This is a genomic window from Arthrobacter sp. KNU40 (genome assembly GCF_051515115.1).
Lineage (GTDB): Bacteria > Actinomycetota > Actinomycetes > Actinomycetales > Micrococcaceae > Arthrobacter.
On record NZ_CP195850.1, the window covers coordinates 1,137,967 to 1,159,582 of the forward strand.

Annotated in this window: 21 protein-coding genes; 16 read left to right on the forward strand and 5 right to left on the reverse strand. The window is 63.2% G+C overall.

The features are described from left to right. Positions 1–7 precede the first annotated feature (7 nt). The 4 genes from ACSKT0_RS05430 to ACSKT0_RS05445 all read left to right on the forward strand — a co-directional run bounded on the left by ACSKT0_RS05430 (position 8) and on the right by ACSKT0_RS05445 (position 3,672). Positions 8–841, forward strand: coding sequence for an exodeoxyribonuclease III (locus tag ACSKT0_RS05430; protein ID WP_345450080.1), 834 nt, complete (start codon positions 8–10; stop codon positions 839–841). A gap of 18 nt (positions 842–859) precedes the next feature. Next, positions 860–1,951, forward strand: coding sequence for a tryptophan--tRNA ligase (gene trpS / locus ACSKT0_RS05435; protein ID WP_437772854.1), 1,092 nt, complete (start codon positions 860–862; stop codon positions 1,949–1,951). A 124-nt stretch (positions 1,952–2,075) separates the two neighbouring features. Beyond that, the gene (locus ACSKT0_RS05440; protein ID WP_437773974.1) at positions 2,076–2,648 is read left to right on the forward strand and encodes a 2'-5' RNA ligase family protein; all 573 of its coding nucleotides are present in this window, start codon (positions 2,076–2,078) and stop codon (positions 2,646–2,648) included. Then, positions 2,536–3,672 (forward strand): YihY/virulence factor BrkB family protein, encoded by a 1,137-nt coding sequence (locus ACSKT0_RS05445; protein WP_437772855.1) that lies wholly within the window; start codon positions 2,536–2,538, stop codon positions 3,670–3,672. Before ACSKT0_RS05440 ends, ACSKT0_RS05445 begins: the two co-directional genes overlap by 113 nt. Before the next feature lie 91 nt (positions 3,673–3,763). Here the strand turns inward: ACSKT0_RS05445 and ACSKT0_RS05450 are convergent, their stop codons facing one another. The 5 genes from ACSKT0_RS05450 to sdhC form a co-directional block, all read right to left on the reverse strand. After that, complete coding sequence (locus tag ACSKT0_RS05450) at positions 3,764–4,528, reverse strand: alpha/beta hydrolase family protein (RefSeq protein WP_437772856.1); 765 nt, start codon at positions 4,526–4,528, stop codon at positions 3,764–3,766. Between the two features lie 95 nt (positions 4,529–4,623). Continuing rightward, positions 4,624–5,406: a succinate dehydrogenase iron-sulfur subunit gene (locus ACSKT0_RS05455; RefSeq protein WP_078105990.1), complete on the reverse strand. Its 783-nt coding sequence runs from the start codon at positions 5,404–5,406 to the stop codon at positions 4,624–4,626. A 1-nt stretch (position 5,407) separates the two neighbouring features. After that, positions 5,408–7,207, reverse strand: a complete 1,800-nt coding sequence (gene sdhA / locus ACSKT0_RS05460) for a succinate dehydrogenase flavoprotein subunit (RefSeq protein WP_234751269.1) — start codon at positions 7,205–7,207, stop codon at positions 5,408–5,410. Positions 7,208–7,300: 93 nt separating this feature from the next. Further along, positions 7,301–7,795, reverse strand: coding sequence for a succinate dehydrogenase hydrophobic membrane anchor subunit (locus tag ACSKT0_RS05465; protein WP_437772857.1), 495 nt, complete (start codon positions 7,793–7,795; stop codon positions 7,301–7,303). 3 nt (positions 7,796–7,798) lie between these two features. Beyond that, entirely contained in the window at positions 7,799–8,134 is a 336-nt protein-coding gene (gene sdhC / locus ACSKT0_RS05470; RefSeq protein ID WP_059387994.1) for a succinate dehydrogenase, cytochrome b556 subunit, read from the reverse strand. A gap of 283 nt (positions 8,135–8,417) precedes the next feature. On the opposite strand from sdhC, the gene ACSKT0_RS05475 reads away from it, so the two are divergent. The 12 genes from ACSKT0_RS05475 to ACSKT0_RS05530 all read left to right on the forward strand — a co-directional run bounded on the left by ACSKT0_RS05475 (position 8,418) and on the right by ACSKT0_RS05530 (position 21,544). Next, positions 8,418–9,551 (forward strand): mannose-1-phosphate guanylyltransferase, encoded by a 1,134-nt coding sequence (locus ACSKT0_RS05475; protein WP_437772858.1) that lies wholly within the window; start codon positions 8,418–8,420, stop codon positions 9,549–9,551. A gap of 76 nt (positions 9,552–9,627) precedes the next feature. Beyond that, a complete protein-coding gene (locus ACSKT0_RS05480; RefSeq protein WP_345450094.1) occupies positions 9,628–10,827 on the forward strand; it encodes an amidohydrolase in 1,200 nt (399 codons plus the stop codon). Between the two features lie 345 nt (positions 10,828–11,172). Continuing rightward, the gene (locus tag ACSKT0_RS05485) at positions 11,173–11,607 is read left to right on the forward strand and encodes a MarR family winged helix-turn-helix transcriptional regulator (RefSeq protein WP_437772859.1); all 435 of its coding nucleotides are present in this window, start codon (positions 11,173–11,175) and stop codon (positions 11,605–11,607) included. A 60-nt stretch (positions 11,608–11,667) separates the two neighbouring features. Then, positions 11,668–12,099, forward strand: coding sequence for an organic hydroperoxide resistance protein (locus ACSKT0_RS05490; RefSeq protein WP_437772860.1), 432 nt, complete (start codon positions 11,668–11,670; stop codon positions 12,097–12,099). Beyond that, a complete protein-coding gene (locus tag ACSKT0_RS05495) occupies positions 12,096–13,115 on the forward strand; it encodes an NADP-dependent oxidoreductase (RefSeq protein ID WP_437772861.1) in 1,020 nt (339 codons plus the stop codon). Before ACSKT0_RS05490 ends, ACSKT0_RS05495 begins: the two co-directional genes overlap by 4 nt. A 280-nt stretch (positions 13,116–13,395) precedes the next feature. Next, positions 13,396–14,502 carry a BMP family lipoprotein gene (locus ACSKT0_RS05500; protein ID WP_236816176.1) on the forward strand — a complete coding sequence of 369 codons (1,107 nt, stop codon included), beginning with the start codon at positions 13,396–13,398 and terminating at the stop codon, positions 14,500–14,502. A gap of 163 nt (positions 14,503–14,665) precedes the next feature. Continuing rightward, positions 14,666–16,216, forward strand: a complete 1,551-nt coding sequence (locus tag ACSKT0_RS05505; RefSeq protein WP_345450105.1) for an ABC transporter ATP-binding protein — start codon at positions 14,666–14,668, stop codon at positions 16,214–16,216. Beyond that, a complete protein-coding gene (locus ACSKT0_RS05510) occupies positions 16,209–17,582 on the forward strand; it encodes an ABC transporter permease (protein WP_437772862.1) in 1,374 nt (457 codons plus the stop codon). Before ACSKT0_RS05505 ends, ACSKT0_RS05510 begins: the two co-directional genes overlap by 8 nt. Then, on the forward strand, positions 17,579–19,108 hold the full coding sequence (locus tag ACSKT0_RS05515) for an ABC transporter permease (RefSeq protein ID WP_437772863.1): 1,530 nt from the start codon (positions 17,579–17,581) through the stop codon (positions 19,106–19,108). The genes ACSKT0_RS05510 and ACSKT0_RS05515 overlap by 4 nt, the downstream gene beginning before the upstream one ends. Before the next feature lie 2 nt (positions 19,109–19,110). Beyond that, a complete protein-coding gene (locus ACSKT0_RS05520) occupies positions 19,111–19,521 on the forward strand; it encodes a cytidine deaminase (RefSeq protein ID WP_437772864.1) in 411 nt (136 codons plus the stop codon). Then, positions 19,518–20,828, forward strand: a complete 1,311-nt coding sequence (locus ACSKT0_RS05525; RefSeq protein ID WP_437772865.1) for a thymidine phosphorylase — start codon at positions 19,518–19,520, stop codon at positions 20,826–20,828. Before ACSKT0_RS05520 ends, ACSKT0_RS05525 begins: the two co-directional genes overlap by 4 nt. 65 nt (positions 20,829–20,893) lie before the next feature. After that, a complete protein-coding gene (locus ACSKT0_RS05530) occupies positions 20,894–21,544 on the forward strand; it encodes a DedA family protein (protein ID WP_437772866.1) in 651 nt (216 codons plus the stop codon). Positions 21,545–21,616 lie beyond the last annotated feature (72 nt).

The window sequence follows — 21,616 nt, forward strand, 5'->3', positions numbered from 1 at the left end:
AGGCGGGGTGAGCTCGGCATTGAAGAAGGACTTCCTTCGCATCGCAACGGTCAACGTCAACGGCATTCGCGCCGCCTACAAGAAGGGCATGGCAGAGTGGCTGGAACCGCGCGACGTCGACATCCTGTGCCTGCAGGAAGTCCGCGCGCCCGATGAGGTGGTCCACCAGCTCATCGGCGAAGGCTGGTACATCCTGCACGCCGAAGCCGAGGCCAAGGGCCGCGCCGGCGTTGCGATTGCCTCCAGGCAGGAACCCGTTGCTACCCGCGTGGGTATTGGCGACGACTATTTCGCCACGACCGGACGCTGGGTCGAGGCAGACTACGTCGTGCGGGACGGCGGCGGCAAGGACACTACGCTGACGGTCGTCAGCGCTTACGTGCACTCCGGCGAAGCGGACACGCCCAAGCAGGTGGACAAGTACCGCTTCCTGGACGTCATGACCACAAGGCTTCCGGAACTGGCCAAGCACAGTGAGCATGCCCTGGTGGTCGGCGACCTCAACGTGGGCCACACCGAGCTCGACATCAAGAATTGGAAGGGCAACACCAAGCGTGCCGGTTTCCTTCCTGAGGAGCGCGCGTACTTCGACCGCTTCTTCGGCGACGAGATCGGATGGAGGGATGTCCACAGGGGCCTGGCAGGAAATGTCGATGGCCCCTACACCTGGTGGTCCCAGCGCGGTAAGGCCTTTGACACTGACACAGGCTGGCGCATCGACTACCACATGGCCACTCCTGGACTCGCGGCAGCCGCTCTTTCGGCCGTCGTTGACCGGGCGCCGTCGTGGGACACCCGTTTCTCCGACCACGCACCGCTGGTAGTCGACTACCAGCTCTAGGCTTTCGAAAGTTTCCTCATGACCAGTTCCACCACGACCGAACCCGCTGCAGCCGCAGCCAAGGCAACATCCACCAAACTGGCCGCCGGGGCAAAGCACCGTGTGCTGTCCGGCATGCAGCCCTCTGCCGACTCCCTCCACTTGGGCAACTACCTTGGTGCCCTGGTCAACTGGGTCCGCATGCAGGACGAGTATGACGCCATCTTCTTCATCCCGGACCTGCATGCCATTACGGTGCCGCAGGATCCTGCCGAGCTGGCCCGCCGGACACGCGTCACCGCTGCGCAGTACATCGCCGGCGGCGTAGATGTGGACAAGTGCACGCTGTTCGTCCAGTCCCAGGTTCCTGAGCACGCCCAGCTGGCGTGGGTCCTGGGCTGCATCACCGGCTTCGGCGAGGCCTCGCGCATGATCCAGTTCAAGGACAAGTCGCTGCAACACGGTTCCGACCACGCGAGCGTCGGGCTCTTCACGTACCCGATACTGCAGGCGGCCGACATCCTGCTGTACCAGCCACATGGGGTACCCGTAGGCGAGGACCAGCGGCAGCACATTGAACTCAGCCGCGACCTCGCCCAGCGCTTCAATAGCCGCTACGGCGAGACGTTCCAGGTGCCGCAGGCCTTCATCCAGAAGGAAACGGCCAAGATCTACGATCTCCAGAACCCCACGGCGAAGATGTCCAAGTCCGCGGAGTCGCCGGCCGGGTTGATCAACCTTCTCGATGACCCGAAGGTCACGGCCAAACGCATCAAGTCGGCCGTCACGGACACCGAGACGGAAATCCGCTTCGATCGCGAAGCCAAGCCCGGGGTGTCCAACCTGCTGAGCATCTACTCGTCCATCAGCGGCCAGCCGGTGGAGAAGATCGTCGCGGACTACGAAGGCAAGATGTACGGTCACCTGAAGGTTGACCTCGCTGAACTCGTTGCTGCCCATCTCGGGCCAATCCGGGACCGCGCCAACGAGCTGCTGGCCGATCCGGCCGAGCTCGACCGGCTCCTCGCCCACGGAGCGGACAAGGCCCGCGAGATCGCCTCGGCCACGCTCGCGGACGTCTACGCCAAGGTGGGCTTCCTGCCTTACGGCGGACCACAAGGAATCCGCTAAAACCATGTGCGCAGCTGGCAAGATCAGCGTCCAGGTCGGCTCTCTTTCAAGGGGAGCCGGCCAGGCCGCTGACGCCCACCCGGCCACGGGCGCACACCAGTCTGCCAGCGCGTGCGGGGACAATATGTGCGTAGGGGTCATCCTGGGTTTCCCCAGGGAAGTCGCCCAGGAACTGCAGCAATGGCGTGCATCCTTCGGTGATCCCATGGCGGAAGTCATCCCGGCCCACATCACCCTCGTCACGACGACGCCTGCCCAGGACTGGGAAGCCACCCTCGAGCACGTTCGCGATGTCGCCCGGCGCCAGGCACCTTTCAAGATCACGATTTCCGGCACGGGCTCCTTCCGTCCGGTGTCCCCGGTGGTGTTCCTGAAGGTCGAAGACGGTTTCGAGGAGTGTGTGGGCCTGCACGAACAACTGCAGACCGGCCCCCTCGAACGCGACCTTCCTTTCCCCTACCACCCGCACGTCACGGTAGCGCACGACGTCGCTCCTGAAAGCCTGGACGAAGCCGAAACGGTGCTCAAGAACTACAGCGCCACCTTCCCTGTGGTTAGCATGGGACTTTACGAGCACGACGACAATGGCATTTGGCAGCTACGGGAAGAGCTCGACTTTGGCGGCGACGCAGACCAAGCACGGAAAAGCACAGCACAACGACCGGCAGCAGGCGGAAAGGCCACCGCTACCGACTGAAGGGGCGCAGCTGAAGCTGCAGCTCATTCACCGTCAGGTCGAATGGGGAAAGGCCCGGCGCTCAGGACATAGGGGCGCCACGATTCCGGCGTTCATCAACTTGGCCCTCGCCCGGCTGAGCAACTTCCGGCCGATGCGTGCCTTCAACCTCTACAACCTGCGCCATGGTCCACTGTTGAGCGCGGGCATTGGCTTCACCATGTTCTTCTCCATCACAGGCCTGCTGGCCACAGGATTCGCGGTGACCGGCTTGGTCCTCAATGGGCAGCCCCAACTGGTTGATTCAATCGTCTCGAGCGTCTCCACGGCGGCCCCGGGACTCCTGAAAACCAGCGGAGGCAACGGCCTGGTGGATCCGCACGATCTCCTGAACCCCACAGGCCTTGGCTGGACGGCCGTCATAGCCGCCGTCGTCACGGTCTTTACCGCGCTCGGCTGGATCGCCGGGATCCGGGAGGGTCTTCGCGGAGTCTCCGGGCTGGAGTCCGTACAAGAGAACCCCCTGCTGATGAAGGCCCGCGACGCCGGGACCCTCCTGCTGCTCGGCGCAGCCTTGGTGGTCAGCGCCGGTGTTTCGCTCGTGTTCGGGACAGCGGCCGGATGGATCATCGAACGGCTCGGGTTGGCCGACGCCGTCGCCGGCCCCGTCACGTGGCTCGTTCGCACGGCCGTTCCACTTGTCCTCAACTGGGCGACCGCGGTGATCATGTTCCGCTTCGCAGGCCGCCTGAAACTTCGCCGCCAAGCGTTCGTGGAAGGAACAGTGCTGGCCGGCATCGGGACCACCATCCTCCAGATCTTCAGCACGGAATTGCTGGCGAACGCCGGACGGAACCCCATCCTGGCCTCATTCGCCATCATCATCGGGCTTCTCATCTGGTTCAACCTTGTCAGCCAGGTCTACTTGGTCTCCGGGGCGTGGGCCGCCGTCAGGGAAGCGGATACCGGCGCTCATGAGCACCCCAAGCCGGCCCTCGGATCACGGCACCCTTCGCCGCGCACGTTCCACGCAAAAGGGTCCTGACGGCATCCAGAGCCCCAACTGACTAACAGTTGTTGTCGTTTTGAGCGCTCATAACGACAACAACTGCTAGTCAGTTGGGCTGGGTCTCCTGCTAGTCGCCGAGGTACTGCCCGGCCCAGGCCGAGATTATCCCCGCGACCCGGGCGGCTTGCCCCTTGCCCGTCAACAGGTGGTCACTGCCTTCAAGCGAAATAAAGCTCCGCGGGTGCCGTGCCGTTTGGAAGATCTCGCTGGCATTGTCGATGCCCACAGTGTTGTCTGTGGGGGAGTGCAGCACCATGAGTGGTCTGTGCAGGGTACGGATGCAGTCCCTGAGGTCGGCCTTCTCCACGTCCTCAACAAAGTGGCGGCGAATCTCCATGCGCCTGCCGCCCAAATTGACCTTTGCGCTGCCTTCGCTGAGAATCGTGCTGACTTCGGCGTCGAACATGTGCTCCACATGCCTGGGCTGGAATGGGGCGCCGACAGTCGCTACCGCCCGTACCTCGGGGAGGCTGAGGGCGGCGGCCAACACAGCGGCCCCGCCGAAGGAGTGGCCAACAAGCAGGGAGATTTCCTTACCATCAGCACGCATGAACTCGGCGGCGCGGATGGTGTCCGCCACTTTCACGCTGAACGATCCTGCGGACCAATCGCCGGAGGAGTCGCCGAGTCCAAGGTTGTCGAAGCGAAGCATGCCGACGCCGAGATCCGCCAAGCCCTTGCAGATACGCGAGGCTGACGGGCTGTCCTTGCCGAGGGTCAAACCATGGGAGAACACACCCCAGCCCCGGACCGGGCCCTCAGGCACGTCCACGATCCCTGCCAGGAGATCTCCGGTACTGCCTTCGAAGCTGATCTTCGTGGACTTGGACACCCTGTCCGCCTTTCGTTTTGCGAGCGAGTCTTAAACAACGACGACGGCGGACCCCGCCAAGGGGACGCCGTCGTCGTCGTATTCTAAATTTTGGACTAGATCTTGCGTGCCAGGATGGCCTGCTTGACCTCGGCGATTGCCTGGGTCACCTGGATGCCACGCGGGCAAGCCTCCGAGCAGTTGAAGGTGGTGCGGCAGCGCCACACGCCTTCCTTGTCGTTGAGGATCTCCAAGCGCATATCACCGGCATCGTCGCGGGAATCGAAGATGAAGCGGTGCGCGTTCACGATGGCGGCCGGGCCGAAGTACTGGCCGTCCGTCCAGAACACGGGGCAGGACGACGTGCACGCAGCGCACAGGATGCACTTGGTGGTGTCGTCGAACCGTTCCCGGTCCTCGACCGACTGCAGGCGTTCCTTGGTGGGCTCGTGGCCCTTGTTGATCAGGAACGGCATGACCTCGCGGAAGGACTGGAAGAACGGCTCCATGTCCACGATCAGGTCCTTCTCCACCGGGAGGCCCTTGATCGGTTCAACGGTGATGGGCTTGGAGGTGTCCAGGTCCTTCAGCAGGGTCTTGCACGCTAGGCGGTTACGGCCGTTGATGCGCATGGCGTCGGATCCACAGACTCCGTGTGCACAGGAACGGCGGAAGGACAGCGAGCCATCGATCTCCCACTTGATCTTGTGCAGGGCGTCCAGCACGCGGTCGGTGCCGTACATCGTCAGCTGGTGGTCTTCCCATACGGGCTCTTCCGAGACCTCGGGGTTGTAGCGTCGCACGCGCAGCGTGATGTTGAAGGTGGGAATTTCCCCGCCTCCACCAATGTGCGCGGGCAGCTCGATCTTGGATGCTGGCTCAGCAAGTTCAGCAGACATCTTAGTACTTCCTCACCATCGGCTCGTAGCGCGTAAAGACAACAGGCTTGGTGCCGAGTCGGATGCCCGCGATTGCTTCCGCAGATCCGTCCGCCGGGGCGTGCTCATCCTTATACGCCATGGAGTGCTTCATGAATTTCTCGTCGTCGCGCTCCGGGAAGTCCTCCCGGAAGTGGCCTCCACGGGACTCCTCGCGGTGCAGGGCAGCAACTGTCATGACTTTGGCCAGTTCCAGCAGGAAGCCCAGTTCCACTGCTTCGAGCAAGTCAAGGTTGAAGCGCTTTCCCTTGTCCTGGACGCTGATGCGCTGGTAGCGCTCTTCGAGGGACGCGATGTCCGTGAGCACCTGGTTCAGGGTGTCCGCAGTACGGAACACCTGCATGTTGGCATCCATGGTGTCCTGCAGTTCCTTGCGGATCGCGGCAACCCTTTCGCCGCCATCGGAAGTGCGGACGTGGTTCAGCAGATCCAGCGTGTACGCCTCCGGGTCTTCCGGGAGCTCCACGAAGTCAGCAGTCTTGGCGTATTCGGCTGCGGCAATGCCTGCACGCTTGCCGAAGACGTTAATGTCCAGCAGCGAGTTGGTGCCCAAGCGGTTGGAGCCGTGGACCGAGACACAAGCAACCTCGCCGGCTGCGTACAGGCCCGGCACGATGGTGTCGTTGTCCTGCAGGACCTCGGTGGTGATGTTGGTGGGAATGCCGCCCATGGCGTAGTGCGCCGTCGGGAACACCGGAACCGGTTCCGTGTACGGCTCGACACCGAGGTAAGTGCGCGCGAATTCGGTGATGTCCGGAAGCTTCGCGTCGATGTGGGCCGGCTCAAGGTGGGTCAGGTCCAGGAGGACGTAGTCCTTGTTCGGGCCGCAGCCGCGTCCTTCACGGACTTCGTTTGCCATGGAACGGGCCACGATGTCGCGGGGAGCGAGGTCCTTGATGGTGGGGGCGTAGCGTTCCATAAAACGCTCACCCTCGGAGTTGCGGAGGATCGCGCCTTCGCCGCGGGCAGCTTCCGAGAGGAGGATGCCCAAGCCGGCGAGACCGGTCGGGTGGAACTGGAAGAACTCCATGTCCTCCAGCGGGATTCCGCGGCGGAAGGCGATGCCCATGCCGTCACCGGTCAGGGTGTGGGCGTTGGAGGTGGTCTTGAAGACCTTGCCTGCGCCGCCGGAGGCGAACACCACGGACTTGGCCTGGAAAACGTGCAACTCGCCGGAGGCGAGGTCGTAGGACACGACGCCGGCTACGCGCTTCTGCTTGTACGGCGTTCCGTCTTCGCGGACGGCGTCTTCCTCGACGGTCAGCAGGTCCAGGACGTAGTACTCGTTGTAGAACTCAACGTTGTGCTTGACGCAGTTTTGGTACAGCGTCTGCAGGATCATGTGGCCAGTGCGGTCTGCTGCATAGCAGGCGCGGCGGACCGGAGCCTTGCCGTGGTCACGGGTGTGGCCACCGAAACGGCGCTGGTCAATGCGGCCTTCGGGCGTGCGGTTGAACGGCAAGCCCATCTTTTCCAGGTCCAGCACGGCGTCGATGGCTTCCTTCGCCATGACCTCGGCTGCGTCCTGGTCTACCAGGTAGTCGCCACCCTTGATGGTGTCGAACGTGTGCCACTCCCAGTTGTCCTCTTCGACGTTGGCCAGGGCTGCACACATGCCGCCCTGGGCTGCGCCAGTGTGGGAACGGGTGGGGTAGAGCTTGGTCAGTACTGCAGTGCGTGCGCGCTGACCGGATTCGATCGCGGCGCGCATGCCGGCGCCGCCGGCACCGACAATAACGACGTCGTACTTATGGACCTGCATACCAGATGCTCTTTCTCTCTAAGTCAGATGGTCGGCGGAGCCTGCTCCGCGTGTTGTGCACAGCCGGACTAAGCCGGTGGTGCAGCGGAGCCGCTACGGCGCCGGGCAGAACCCGCCCGGCAGCTGAACGCCGTTGACGACGGGGCACGGGTTGAACGTGAAGATCACCAAAGTGCCAAGGACGACGATGACGACCGTAGCCGCGTAAAGGACCACCTTGAGCCACAGGCGGGTGGCGTCCTTCTCGGCGTAGTCGTTGATGATGGTGCGGACGCCGTTGGTGCCGTGCAGCATGGCGAGCCACAGCATGGCCAGGTCCCAGAACTGCCAGAACGGGTCGGCCCACTTGCCGGCCACGAAACCGAAGTCGATGCCGTGGATGCCTTCGCCTACCATGAGGTTCACGAAGAGGTGGCCGAAGATCAGGACCACGAGCACGACGCCGGAGAGCCGCATGAACAGCCACGCGAACATCTCGAAGTTCCCCTTGGAACCGGTGCCGCGACGGTACTGCGGAGCAATTTTCCCACTGCCGATTTTTCCACCACTGTTTTTTCCACTGCGTGGGGTTTGAATATCAGTGCTCATGGCTTAGTGGCCTCCCAGTGCGAGGGACAGGTGGCGGATGGCGAAGGCCCCGAAGGTGACCAGCCACAATACCAGGACGGTCCACAGCATCTGGCGCTGGTATTTCGCGCCCTTCTTCCAGAAGTCAATGGCGATGACGCGCAGACCATTGAAGGCGTGGAAAACAATCGCTGCGACGAGGCCCGTCTCGCCGAGGGCCATGAGGGGGTTCTTGTAGGCGCCGATAACGGCCGTGTAGGCCTCCGGGGACACACGCACCAATGAGGTGTCCAGCACATGGACCAACAAGAAGAAAAAGATCACAACACCGGTAATGCGGTGTCCAACCCAGGACCACATGCCTTCACGGCCGCGGTACAAGGTGCCAGCTGGTTTTGTCGGCACTGAATAAACCTTCCTGCAACACAGCGGCGCTGGCACGGGATCCATGCGGGGGAAACGCCAGCTGCGAGAGCACTCGTAGCTCAGCCTAAATCTAGGCTTCGCTCACAGCTTATTCAATTTAGGCACCCCTTCTTGTAACGAGAGTGCGGGTGTTCGCCTGAATTCCGGTCTTTTCGCCGCGCGGGTGAGACGAAGACCACAAAGTGGGAGTTGCGCGTGTGTCGGATAAGGTGTTGCGGTGAGTATAGAAAACGCTGCAAGCTTCGAATCGCCATTGCGTCACTTCCATGCGGTTATTCCGGCTGGCGGAGTGGGCACGCGCCTGTGGCCGCTTTCGCGTGCTGCTGCGCCCAAGTTCCTGCATGACCTCACGGGTTCGGGAAGCACCCTGCTGCGCGCTACGTACGACCGCCTCGAACCATTGGCCGGCAACCGCGTGCTGGTGGTTACGGGTGTGGCGCACCGGGTTGCTGTCTGCCGCCAGCTTCCCGAAGTGGGCGAAAACGAATTGGTCCTCGAAAGCGAACCGAAGGACTCGGGAGCGGCGATCGGCCTCGCCGCCGCCATCCTGTACCGTCGCGACCCGGACACCATCATGGGTTCCTTCGCAGCCGACCATGTCATCAGCCCGGACAACCTCTTCCAGGAAACTGTCCGTGAGGCCATCCACACTGCGGCCGCCGGAAAGATCGTCACCATCGGCATCAAGCCCACGCACCCCTCGACCGGGTTCGGCTACATCCGCACCGGGGACTTGCTCAACATCGATGACGCACCGAACGCGCATGCCGTGGTCGAATTCGTCGAGAAGCCGAGCGAGGACATTGCCAAGAAATACCTCGAGACGGGCGACTACGTCTGGAATGCGGGCATGTTCGTCGCCCCCGTCGCGCTCATGCTCAAGCACCTGGAGGCAAACCAGCCGGTCCTGTTTGCCGGGCTGGAGGAAATTGCCAACGCCTGGGACACGCCGGAACGCGACGAAGTGACTGCCCGGGTGTGGCCCACCCTGCCGAAGATTGCCATTGACTATGCAGTGGCTGAACCCGCCGCAGCGGCGGGGGATGTCGCCGTCGTGCCCGGTACCTTCCGCTGGGACGACGTCGGAGACTTCGCCGCAATCGGTCGACTCAACAATGCCGGCGACGTCGATGAGGTGACCGTCCTGGGCGAAGGCGCCCGTGTCTTCACCGAGAACGCCAGCGGCGTGGTCGTCTCCGACACCAAGCGCGTGATCGCCCTTATCGGGATCAAGGACGTCGTGATCGTTGATACGCCGGACGCCTTGCTTGTCACCACGAAGGAACACGCCCAGCGGGTCAAGGGCGCGGTGGACGCACTCAAGGCGAGCGGCGACACAGACGTTCTCTAGCGCCCTCTTGCGGCGCTGTCCGTAACCAAGAGACCCCTTTCGCTATTCGGGGGGCGTGGATGGCTAGAGTTGTGAGGTGCGCAATTTCACTACCGAAACCGAGCCGACCCCAGTGGTGAAGCCGTGGCTTGACGATCTCTTGCCGGAACTCCTTGAATTCCGGAGGGATCTGCATGCGCACCCCGAACTTTCCTTCAAGGAATTTCGCACCACGGACAAGTTGGTTGAACGGCTCGAAGCGGCGGGGCTTGAACCCCGCCGGCTGGAAGGGTCGGGGCTGACAGTCGACGTCGGCGAGGGGCCTATCGCGACGGCCCTCCGCGGCGACATCGACGCGCTCCCCATCATCGAAGAGACCGGGCTTCCGTTCGCGTCGAAGAACCACGGCGTCACCCACGCGTGCGGGCATGATGTCCACACCACGAGCATGCTTGGCATTGCCTTGGTGCTGCACGCCATGCACCAGGAATCCCCCTTGGGCGGCACGGTGCGCATCATCTTCCAGCCAGCAGAAGAAACCATGCCCGGCGGTGCCCTGTCCTGCATCGAGCAGGGGGTGCTCCAGGGTGTCCCGCGGATTCTTGCGCTGCACTGTGATCCGCGTATCAACGTCGGCAAGATCGGCACGCGCATAGGCGCCATCACCTCGGCGTCGGACACCATCAAAATCGAACTGACCGGACGTGGCGGCCATACTTCCCGTCCGCATTTGACCGAAGACCTGGTCTTCGCGCTAGCCCAAATCGCCGTCAACGTCCCGGCCGTGCTATCCCGTCGGGTGGACGTGCGCAGCGGCGTTTCGGTGGTGTGGGGTCAGATCGCGGCAGGGTCCGCACCCAACGCCATCCCCGCCAACGGATACATGGCCGGCACCATGCGTTGCCTCGACAGGGACGCCTGGCACAGCGCAGGGGAGTTGCTCGACGACGTCGTCCAGCAAGTTGCCGCGCCGTACGGGGTGGACGTGCACCTTGAGCACACCCGCGGCGTCCCTCCCGTGGTCAACTCGGAACACGAGACTGCCCTCATCGAGGCGGCGGCGCGTGCGGAACTCGGCGAGCACGCCGTCGTCCTGACCCCCCAGTCCATGGGAGGCGAAGACTTTGCCTGGTTCCTGGCCGACCTGCCGGGTGCCATGATGCGGCTCGGAACGCACACCCCCGGCGGTGAGGAATACGATCTCCACCGCGGTGACTTCATTGTGGACGAGCGTGCCCTCGGCTTCGCGATCCAGGTCCTGGCCGCCGCCGCGCTGCGAACCATCCGGGATCTCTAAGCCTCGGACGCTCGCTCACTTATGCCGGGTTCTAGCCGGACGCTCGCTCACTTTTGCCGGGTTCTGGCCGGACGCTCGCTCACTTATGCCGGGTTCTGACCGGACGCTCGCTCACTTTTGGTCGAAACGCCGGGGATCCTCTTGCAGATCATCTGCAAGAGGATCCCGTTGTTTCGGCTTGTTTGTGAGCGGGCGTTGTTGGGGGTGGGCTTGTTTGTGAGCGGGCGTTGTTGGGGGTGGGCTTGTTTGTGAGCGGGCGTTGTTGGGGGTGGGCTTGTTTGTGAGCGGGCGTTGCCGGGGTCAATTGAGTTGTGCACAATTTAATTGTGAGCTATCGTTATTCCCATGAGTGAAGCCCCCCGCCTCGACCGCCAGGTCTGTTTCGCCCTCTACTCCGCGTCCAAGGCCGCCACTGCGGTCTACCGGCCCGTCCTGGACGAGCTTGGACTGACGTATCCGCAATACCTCGTGATGCTGGTGCTCTGGGAAAACGAGCCTCGAAGCGTCCGGGAACTGGGTACCGAGCTGGGACTCGACTCAGGCACCCTGTCACCGCTGCTCAAGAGGCTTGAAGCCTTGGGCCTCGTGGAGCGCCGGCGTTCAGCCGAGGACGAGCGACGCGTCGAGATCCACCTGAGCGACGCCGGGCGGGCCCTCAGTGCCCGGGCGGGCGCTGTGCCGCAACGCCTCGCCGACGCCGCCGGCCTGAGCGCCGCGGAGCTTGCGCAGCTTCACGACACTCTGGGCCGGCTCACTGCCGCCCTCCATTCAGCCATCTGATCGTCCATCCCAAAACGTCCATCCCAAAACGTCCATCCCAACAAAGGAAAAGGAACCACAGTGAAGACTTTGTACATAGCCGAGGCACTTGCCTCCGGTGAAGGCCGCGAAGGCAACGCCCGCACGAACGACGGCAAGCTGGACGTCGCTCTCGCCAGCCCGGTGGAACTGGGCGGAAACGGCCAGGGCACCAACCCCGAGCAGCTCTTCGCCGCCGGTTACGCGGCATGCTTCCACTCGGCACTCAGGCTGGTAGGGCGCAAGGCCCGGGTGGATCTGACCGATTCCGCCGTCGCCGCCAAGATCCATTTCGGTGCATTGGAGGGCAGCGAGGGATACGGCCTCGCCGCGGAGCTTGAGATCGCGCTGCCTGCCCTCGACCGGGAAACCGCCGAGCAACTCGTGGCCAAAGCCCACCAGATCTGCCCCTACTCCAACGCGACCCTTGGGAACATCGCCGTCGACATCAAGCTTGTGGAGGTGGCAGCATGAGCTCGGCACTTCCCAAGAGCACCCGCGAAATCCGGCTGGCATCCCGCCCGCAAGGACGCCCTGTCCAAGAGAACTTCCGGCTGGCCGAGACCGATCTGCCGGAGCTGCAGGAGGGCCAGATCCTGGTCCGCAACGAGTTCATGTCGGTCGATCCCTACATGCGCGGCCGCATGAATGACACGAAGTCCTACTCGGCACCTTTCCAGCTCGACGCAGCGCTCGACGGCGGTGCGGTGGGTGAGGTGATCGCGTCCCGTTCCGAGGCACTCAAGGTGGGTGACGTCGTCGTGCACCAGCTCGGCTGGCGCGAATACTCGGTGGTGGATGCGGCAAGCGCGACGCCGGTTCCGGCCGGCCTGGCGCCGACTTCGGCGTTCCTCGGAGCACTTGGCATGACGGGCCTGACGGCATATGCCGGGCTGCTCAAGGTGGCCGAGTTCAAAGCCGGGGACGTCGTCTTCGTTTCCGGTGCCGCAGGCGCAGTGGGTTCGATCGTCGGTCAGGTCGCCAAGGCCATGGGCGCTTCCAAGGTGATCGGCAGCGCCGGTTCCCCGGAGAAGGTGGCTCGCCTGCTGGAACTCGGCTTCGACGCGGCCTTCGACTACGACGACGGTCCCGTCGTGAAGCAACTTCGTGAGGCTGCGGGGGAGCGCGGCATCGATGTCTACTTCGACAACGTGGGCGGCGAGCACCTCGAAGCTGCCCTCGCCGTCCTCACAGTGGGTGGCCGCGTGGCAATGTGCGGCGCCATTTCGCAGTACAACTCCACAGAGCCCGCATCGGGCCCCCGGAACCTGGCCGTGGCCATCGGAAAGCAACTGACCCTGCGCGGCTTCCTCGTGGGTGGCCAGCGACAGCACGCCGCCGAGTTCGCCCAGAACATGGCCGAATGGCTGGCCAATGGAACGGTCCGCTACGACGAGACGATCGTTGATGGACTGGAAAACGCGCCGAAGGCTTTCATCGACCTCCTGGATGGAGCCAACACCGGCAAGATGCTGGTCCGCCTGCCCTGAGTATGATCCCGCACTGAGTACCGGCCGCAGCGGGCGGGCATCCTAGGACCGTTCGCTGGGAGTTCCACTACTGCTTGGTAACAAAAGCTCAACAATCTTCGGGTTGTTGGGCTTTTGTGTTACCCGGGTGTGTTCAATCCCACTAAAGTTGTGCCATCAGTGCGCCCCAGGCGCAGTGCTGCGAAGCATCAGTGAAAACAGAATTTCAGACTCGAGTTTTCGAAACGGACACTCATTGACCAACTGTCGTAGCATCAATCACTTTCTTCCTGGAGGAAAATTGAAGCAATCACTGCGTGCCACATTAAAGCGCGGTTCATTTGCAGGCGTCGCAACTGCGGGCGCCGCTGCACTTTTGCTGGCAGGCTGCGGTAGCGCACCGTCTGCTTCGAGCTCGGGCAGCGCCACCAAGTCGGACTACACCGCATGCATGGTGTCCGACTCCGGCGGCTTCGATGACAAGTCGTTCAACCAGTCAGGCTACGAGGGCCTTCAGGCAGCAGCCAAGGACCTGAGCATCCAGGAGAAGCACGTCCAGTCCAAGGCCGACACGGACTACGACCCCAACCTTCGTTCCATGGTGCAGCAAGGCTGCAAGCTGACAGTTACGGTCGGCTTCCTGCTGGGCGACGCCACGAAGAACATCGCGACGGCGAACCCCAACAGCCACTTCGCCATCATCGACTACTCGGACCCCACCTTCCCGAAGAACGTCAAGCCGATTGTCTATAACACGGCCCAGGCCGCGTTCCTGGCCGGGTACCTCGCCGCCGGCACTTCCAAAACGGGCAAGGTTGCGACCTTCGGTGGCCTCAACATCCCCACCGTGAGCATCTTCATGGACGGCTTCTCCGACGGCGTGAAGTACTACAACCAGAAGAAGGGCAAGTCCGTCCAGCTGCTTGGCTGGGACAAGGACAAGCAGGACGGAACGTTCGTCGGCGACTTCAAGCAGGTCGACAAGGGCAAGGTCCTCACCCAGGGATTCCTGGACCAAGGGGCCGACGTCGTCCTTCCCGTCGCTGGACCGGTTGGAGCGGGCGCCGGAAGTGCGATCCTTGACGCCAAGGCAAAGGGCACGGACGCAAAGCTGATCTGGGTCGACTCGGATGGCTACCTGACCGCACCCGCCTACAAGTCGGTCATCCTGACTTCGGTCCAGAAGACCATGGCGACCGCCGTCGAAACGGTCATCAAGGCCGACAAGGACGGCAAGTTCGACCCCAGCCCGTACGTCGGCACGCTCGACAACGGGGGCGTGGCGCTTGCCCCGTTCCACGATCTCGACTCCGCTGTTCCGGCAGACATGAAGAGCGATCTTGACCAGTTGAAGAAGGACATCATCTCCGGCGCAGTCAAGGTCGAATCGAAGTCCAGCCCCAAGTAAAAATCCGGGCTAAACCGCATCGCGCTGCCCTTCAGCCGAGTTTTGGCAGAAGGGCAGCGCGTTCTGCGTTGCCTTCAATTTGCTCTTCGACACTCCTATGCCGAGCACTATGCTGGGAGCACGGTGATGACGAGGAGCCATCCTTTATAGATGGGTTGGAGTTTTGAAACTCGAACTGAAAGGGATCACGAAGCGCTTCGGATCCCTCGTAGCCAATGACCACATCGATCTCGTGGTTGAACCCGGCCAAGTCCATTGCCTCCTGGGCGAAAATGGTGCCGGCAAATCCACCCTGATGAATGTCCTTTACGGACTCTACGACCCCAGCGACGGCGAAATCCTGGTCGACGGAAAACCCGTTGTTTTCAAGGGGCCGGGCGATGCCATGGCGGCGGGGATCGGAATGGTCCACCAGCACTTCATGCTGATTCCGGTATTCACCGTCGCGGAAAATGTCGCGCTGGGAAACGAAGCCACCAAGGCGGCCGGTTTCCTGAACCTGGATGAAACCCGCCGCAGGATCTCCGAGATTTCCAAGCAGTACGGATTCCACGTCGACCCCGATGCCCTCGTGGAAGACCTGCCCGTTGGTGTGCAGCAACGCGTCGAGATCATCAAGGCACTCGTGCGCGACGCCGAAGTCCTGATTCTCGATGAACCGACCGCGGTTCTCACTCCGCAGGAAACCGATGAGCTTCTGGACATCATCCGGCAGCTCAAAGCCGCCGGAAAGTCAATTGTCTTCATTTCGCACAAATTGCGCGAGGTCAAGGAAATTTCGGACATCATCACGGTGATCCGACGGGGCAAAGTAGTCGGCTCGGCCGATCCCTCGGCGTCCCCGACGGAACTCGCCTCGGCGATGGTAGGCCGGGCGGTCAGCCTGACCCTGGAAAAGAAGCCCGCCCAGCCGGGTGAGGCGACCTTCAAGGTCCGGGACCTGACCGTTGTGGACCACAATGGCCAGCACGTCGTGGACGGGCTGAGCTTCGACATCGCCAAGGGTGAAGTGCTTGCCATCGCCGGTGTCCAAGGCAACGGCCAGACGGAGCTCACGGAAGCCATCCTCGGCGTCCAGCAGCACGTCACCGGGTCCATCGTCCTCGACGACGTCGAACTGCTGGGCAAGAGCGTCAAGCAGGTCCTGTCCGCCGGCGTCGGGTTCGTCCCGGAGGACCGCAAGATCGACGGCCTGGTGGGAACGTTCTCCATTTCCGAGAACATGATCCTGGACCTTTACGACAAGGCGCCTTTCGCCCAAGGCATCGGCATGAAACCGGCCTTGATCGCTTCGCACGCGGAGAAGAAGGTCGAGGAGTTCGATGTGCGGACGCCGTCGATCGATGTCGCTGTGGGTACGCTCTCCGGAGGCAACCAGCAAAAGGTGGTCCTGGCCCGGGAGCTGTCCAGGCCATTGAGGCTCTTCATCGCATCGCAGCCCACCCGAGGGCTCGATGTCGGCTCCATCGAATTCGTACACAAGAGGGTCATTGCGGAACGGGACAACGGAACTCCGGTGATGATCGTGTCCACGGAACTCGATGAAGTCCTCGAGCTCGCTGACAGGATCGCCGTTCTCTACCGGGGAAAGCTGGTCGGGATCGTTCCCGCCGGTACGTCCCGCGATGTGCTGGGCTTGATGATGGCCGGCGTTCCCGAACATGAGGCAGAACTGACTGCGCACAAGACCCTCGAGGGAGGAACCCATGTCTGAGTCCAATACCCCTCGGCAGGAAAACGAGGTCGAGCCGGAGCGCCCGGAAACATTGGACGACGAGGCCGTCCTGGATGTCGCGCTGGACACGGCGGACGGTGCAATGGCCCCGTCAGTAATTCCGGCTGCCAGCCAAGGCGGACAGATCCCGCACGCCGCCGGTGGTTCGGTCTTCCGGCAGATCGTGACCGGAAACGCCATGGTCTCGGTGTTGTCCGTGCTGCTCGCCATTGTGCTCGGCGGCATCCTGATGGCCGTGACGAACCCCAAAGTTGCCGAAACGGCAGGCTATTTCTTCGCGCAGCCGGGGGACATGCTCACCGAGGTCTTCAGGCCCTACGTGGCGTTGGTCCAGGGCGCGATATTCAACTGGGCCGGGGCCGACGCCGCAGCCCAGCTGTACCCGATCACTGAAACCCTGACGGTGTCCACGCCCCTGATCCTGGCAGGACTCGGCGTGGCCTTGGCCTTCCGTGCGGGCCTGTTCAACATCGGTGCGCAGGGGCAGATCATTTTCGGCGCCCTGTTCGGCGCCTACGTGGGCTTCACCTGGCACTTGCCTTTCCTGGTTCACCTGCTGCTTGTCATCGTTGCCGGATTTGTCGGCGGCGCGGTGTGGGGCGGCGTCGTCGGCCTCCTCAAGGCCCGGACCGGTGCGCATGAGGTCATCGTGACCATCATGCTGAACTACATCGCGAACTTCCTGCTCCTGTTCCTCCTGACCACTCCCGCTTTCCAGCGCAAGGGCTCGACCAACCCGATCTCGCCCTTCCTGGACCAGTCGGCACTGTTCCCGGAGTTGCTCGGCCCCCAGTTCAGGCTCCACGCGGGCTTCCTCCTTGCCGTGCTGGCAACGGTCTTCGTCTGGTGGCTCCTGAAGCGCTCCACGCTCGGCTTTGAATTCAGGGCCGTGGGCGCCAACCAGAGCGCGGCACGCACCGCCGGAATCAACGTTCCCCGCGCCGTAATCCTCGTGATGGCGATTGCGGGTGCGCTTGCAGGCCTGGCCGGCATTGCGCAGGTATCCGGAACGGAGAAATACCTCTCCGGAGGTGTCGCTGCTTCCATCGGATTCGATGCCATCACGGTCGCGCTGCTCGGTCGTTCGACGCCGTGGGGAACATTCTTCGCCGGGCTCCTGTTCGGCGCGTTCCGTGCGGGAGGCGTCGCAATGCAGGCTGAAACCCAGACCCCCATCGACATCGTCTTGGTCATCCAGTCGTTGATCGTCCTGTTCATTGCTGCACCGCCGCTGGTGCGGGCAATCTTCGGGCTGAACCCGCGGAAAAAGAAGAAGGCCACTGGCGGCCCCGGCTCCGGAACCATCCCCTCCGGAAAAATCGAGAGCGGAGCTGCAACAGCATGAGCACCACAACAACTCAGCCCGGCGGTGGCACCCCCGCCGGAAACGCCCCGGCGGGCCCGGGAAAAACGGGTGCCACCGAGCTGGTGAGCTGGAAGGCCGGCATTGGACTATCCCTGCTCGCAATCCTGGGAACCGTGCTGTTCGGCTTCATGTCCAACTCGAAGTCGGCAGGCTTCGGCATTGCCGAGGCCGCCAATGAAGCGGCCTCCAGTGTCGCTGCTTTGGTCACGTTCGTCCTGGCCCTTCTGCTTTCCGTTGGTCTCGGATACCTGTGGTTCGTCCGCCGTCGTTCAGGCCTCACCTCCGGTTCAGGCACGGGGTCAGGTTCAGGCACGGTACCGGGTTGGCTGCCCCCATCCACCGTCGCCGCCGTCGTGGTCCTTGGCCTTGCCGCGCTCGGAGTGGCAAAGGTTTCCAAGATCACGCTCCCTTCCGCGGCCATCGGCTGGATCGCTGCGGTGATCCTTCTTGGCCTGGCCGGCTACACGGTGTATCTCACCCAGGCGAAGAGGGCTGCACCCCGCTGGGTGGGCGGCACCTTTGCCGCAGTGTTCCTCATCGGGTTCATGGTCTGGATCGTCGCTGGCGGAAATGGCAATGAGCCGTCGATCTCCCTCGCCGGACTGATCGCAGGATCCGTCACCTTGGCCGTGCCGCTCGTCTTCGGATCCCTTTCCGGCGTCCTGTGCGAACGCGTCGGCGTGGTCAACATTGCCATTGAAGGACAGCTCCTGCTGGGAGCATTCTCCGCAGCCGTTGTTGCCACGGTGACGCACAACGTCTACGCCGGGCTGGTCGCGGCGGCCGTCGCCGGGACGCTTGTTTCCTTGGTCCTGGCCGTGGTCAGCATCAAGTACCTCGTCAACCAGATCATCGTCGGCGTCGTGCTCAACGTCCTCATCAGCGGACTGACGAGCTTCCTCTTTTCGACGCTGCTGACGGCTGACCCTGATGGGCTCAACAAGCCGGGGCGCTTGCCTCCGGTGGACATCCCCTTCCTGTCCGATATCCCCATCATCGGCCCCATCCTGTTCCACCAGTCCCTAGTGGGCTATTTGATGTACATCGCAGTGATCGTGGTTTACCTTGGCCTCTTCCACACGAAATGGGGACTGCGCGTGCGGGCCGTCGGCGAGCACCCGCAGGCAGCCGACACCGTGGGCATCAACGTCAACCGGACCCGATTCTGGAACGTACTCATGGGCGGTGCGATCGCGGGCATCGGCGGCTCGTTCTTCACGCTGGTGTCCGTGGATGCGTTCAGCAAGGACATGTCCGGTGGCCGCGGGTACATCGCCCTGGCGGCGCTGATCTTCGGGCGCTGGAACCCGATCGGTGCCTTCCTGGCCGCGTTGCTGTTCGGCTTCGCGGACAACCTCCAGAGCGTCATCACCATCATCGGATCGCCCGTGCCGAGCCAGTTCATGGCCATGCTGCCTTACGCCTTGACTGTCTTCGCCGTCGCTGGATTGGTGGGCAGGTCCCGGCCGCCGGCGGCAAGCGGCATACCGTACGTCAAGGGCTGACCATGGCGCTCACGGATACCGACGTAGACTGGGCGGCCCTCGAGGCCGCTGCAGTCGCCGCCATGGGGAAGGCCTACGCTCCGTATTCGAAGTTCCCGGTGGGGGCTGCCGCCCTCACCGAGGACGGGCGGATCGTCAGCGGATGCAACGTCGAGAACGCAAGCTATGGACTCACCCTGTGCGCCGAATGCGCCCTCGTGGGGGACCTCCATATGGGTGGCGGCGGCAGATTGCGGGCGTTCTATTGCGTCGACGCGAAAGGCAATGTCCTCATGCCATGTGGCCGGTGCAGGCAATTGCTGTATGAATTCCGGGCACCCGGCATGCAACTCATGACAACGCAGGGCATCAAGACCATGGACCAAGTGCTGCCAGATGCCTTCGGTCCCGACAACCTGGAGGAGAACCGGTGACACAGACTGAAGCGTTCGACGCCGTACAGATCATCAGCATCAAGCGGGACAAGGGAACCCTGAGCCCGGAGCAGATCGACTGGACCATCGACGCCTATACCCGCGGCGTCATTGCCGACGAGCAAATGGCGGCCCTGAACATGGCCATCCTGCTCAACGGGATGGACCGTGCCGAGATCTCACGCTGGACCGAGGCGATGATCGCCTCGGGAGAGCGGATGGACTTCTCGAGCCTTCGGCGGCCCGACGGTGGCGTGAAAGCGACCACCGACAAACACTCCACCGGGGGCGTCGGGGACAAAATCACCCTTCCGCTTGCGCCGCTTGTGGCGGTCTTCGGGGTGGCGGTTCCCCAGCTTTCCGGCAGGGGACTGGGCCACACGGGCGGCACGCTCGACAAGCTCGAGGCAATTCCCGGGTGGCGGGCGAACCTGAGCAACGAGGAAATCCTGGCCCAGCTGCAGGACGTGGGCGCTGTCATTTGCGCCGCCGGCACGGGTTTGGCTCCGGCGGACAAGAAGCTCTATGCCCTGCGCGACGTCACGGGCACCGTGGAAGCCATTCCCCTGATTGCCTCGTCCATCATGAGCAAGAAGATCGCCGAAGGCACAGGCTCCCTTGTACTCGACGTGAAGGTGGGCTCGGGGGCGTTCATGAAGGACGAAGCCCGCGCCCGCGAGCTGGCCGAAACCATGGTGGCCCTTGGCAAGGATGCGGGCGTCAACACGGTGGCCCTCCTTACCAACATGAGCACGCCGCTGGGCTTGACCGCGGGTAATGCGATCGAGGTGGAGGAATCGATGGAGGTGCTTGCGGGCGGCGGCCCGGAAGACGTCGTCGAGCTCACCGTCAGGCTCGCCGAAGAGATGCTCGCGTGCGCCGGAGTGCACGACGCCGACCCCGCGGCCGCCCTCAAGGACGGCCGCGCGATGGATGTCTGGAACCGCATGATTGAAGCCCAGGGCGGCGATCCGCGTGCCGCCCTGCCGGTGGCCAAGGAATCCGAGGTCATCCAGGCTCCGGCCGACGGCGTCCTCGTGGGGCTCGACGCTTTGTCCGTGGGCGTGGCTGCGTGGCGCCTGGGCGCCGGACGTGCCCGGAAGGAAGACATCGTCCAGGCCGGCGCAGGAGTGCGCATGCACGCCAAACCGGGCGCCTTGGTCCGGGCGGGGGAACCACTCATGACCCTACTGACCGACACCCCGGAAAAGTTCGACAGGGCAACGGAAGCCTTGGAAGGCGCTGTGCTCATTGCGCCGGAAGGCTCACGGCCGGCGCAACGGCTCATCATCGACCGGATCTCCTAGGCTGATCTCCCGGGCAATTCGGGATGCCCGGGAGACAATCCCTGCGGCCATTCGTTAGGAAGACCGTGCAAGCCATCAACGACTTCATCCTCGCCGCGGCCGGGCAGCCTTGGGTTTTGCTTCTGGTTTTCGCCTGCTGCGTGATCGACGGTTTCTTCCCGCCCATTCCGAGCGAGTCGATGGTAGTGGGACTCGCGGCAGTCTCCGTGACCGCCGGGACGCCCAACACGTGGCTGTTGATCCTGGTGGGTGCCCTTGGGGCTTTCACTGGCGACAACATCGCCTACTTGATCGGCCGCAAAGTAGGTGTTCGCCGATGGCGGTGGATGCGTTCCCAAAGGATGCAGGGTGCCTTCCGCTGGGCCGGGAGGGAACTTCGACGCCGGGCCGCGTCGCTGATCATGGTTGCCCGGTTCATCCCCATCGGCCGTGTGGCGGTCAACCTCACAGCCGGAGCAACCCACTTCCCGCACGGCATGTTTGTGGCGCTCACGGCCATGTCCGCCGTTCTGTGGGCCAGCTATTCGGTCGCCATCGGCGTGTTCTTCGGCCAATGGTTCGAGCACAACCACCTGCTCGGAGCGGTCATCGCGATCGGCGCGGCCGTCATCCTGGGAATCATCGTGGACCGGATCATCAGCAAAGTCCGCGGGGCCACGCCTTCCACCGAAGAGGGCGAAGAAACCGGGGAGCCCGAAGAGGAATCCGTCGTGTAGCAGGCGTAGCCAAGGGGAGCCGTCTCCTCCCTTGGTATGAGCCCTTGGCACCGGAAGATCCCTCCACGGGTG

What these genes read in the sequence shown, in the direction of transcription:
- trpS (WP_437772854.1), top strand. Translation starts at nt 860, where the DNA reads ATGACCAGTTCCACCACGACCGAACCCGCTGCAGCCGCAGCCAAGGCA.
- ACSKT0_RS05440 (WP_437773974.1), top strand. Translation starts at nt 2,076, where the DNA reads ATGTGCGTAGGGGTCATCCTGGGTTTCCCCAGGGAAGTCGCCCAGGAA.
- ACSKT0_RS05445 (WP_437772855.1), top strand. Translation starts at nt 2,536, where the DNA reads ATGGCATTTGGCAGCTACGGGAAGAGCTCGACTTTGGCGGCGACGCAG.
- ACSKT0_RS05455 (WP_078105990.1), bottom strand. Translation starts at nt 5,406, where the DNA reads ATGTCTGCTGAACTTGCTGAGCCAGCATCCAAGATCGAGCTGCCCGCG.
- sdhA (WP_234751269.1), bottom strand. Translation starts at nt 7,207, where the DNA reads ATGCAGGTCCATAAGTACGACGTCGTTATTGTCGGTGCCGGCGGCGCC.
- ACSKT0_RS05465 (WP_437772857.1), bottom strand. Translation starts at nt 7,795, where the DNA reads ATGAGCACTGATATTCAAACCCCACGCAGTGGAAAAAACAGTGGTGGA.
- sdhC (WP_059387994.1), bottom strand. Translation starts at nt 8,134, where the DNA reads ATGTGGTCCTGGGTTGGACACCGCATTACCGGTGTTGTGATCTTTTTC.
- ACSKT0_RS05485 (WP_437772859.1), top strand. Translation starts at nt 11,173, where the DNA reads ATGAGTGAAGCCCCCCGCCTCGACCGCCAGGTCTGTTTCGCCCTCTAC.
- ACSKT0_RS05495 (WP_437772861.1), top strand. Translation starts at nt 12,096, where the DNA reads ATGAGCTCGGCACTTCCCAAGAGCACCCGCGAAATCCGGCTGGCATCC.
- ACSKT0_RS05510 (WP_437772862.1), top strand. Translation starts at nt 16,209, where the DNA reads ATGTCTGAGTCCAATACCCCTCGGCAGGAAAACGAGGTCGAGCCGGAG.
- ACSKT0_RS05515 (WP_437772863.1), top strand. Translation starts at nt 17,579, where the DNA reads ATGAGCACCACAACAACTCAGCCCGGCGGTGGCACCCCCGCCGGAAAC.
- ACSKT0_RS05520 (WP_437772864.1), top strand. Translation starts at nt 19,111, where the DNA reads ATGGCGCTCACGGATACCGACGTAGACTGGGCGGCCCTCGAGGCCGCT.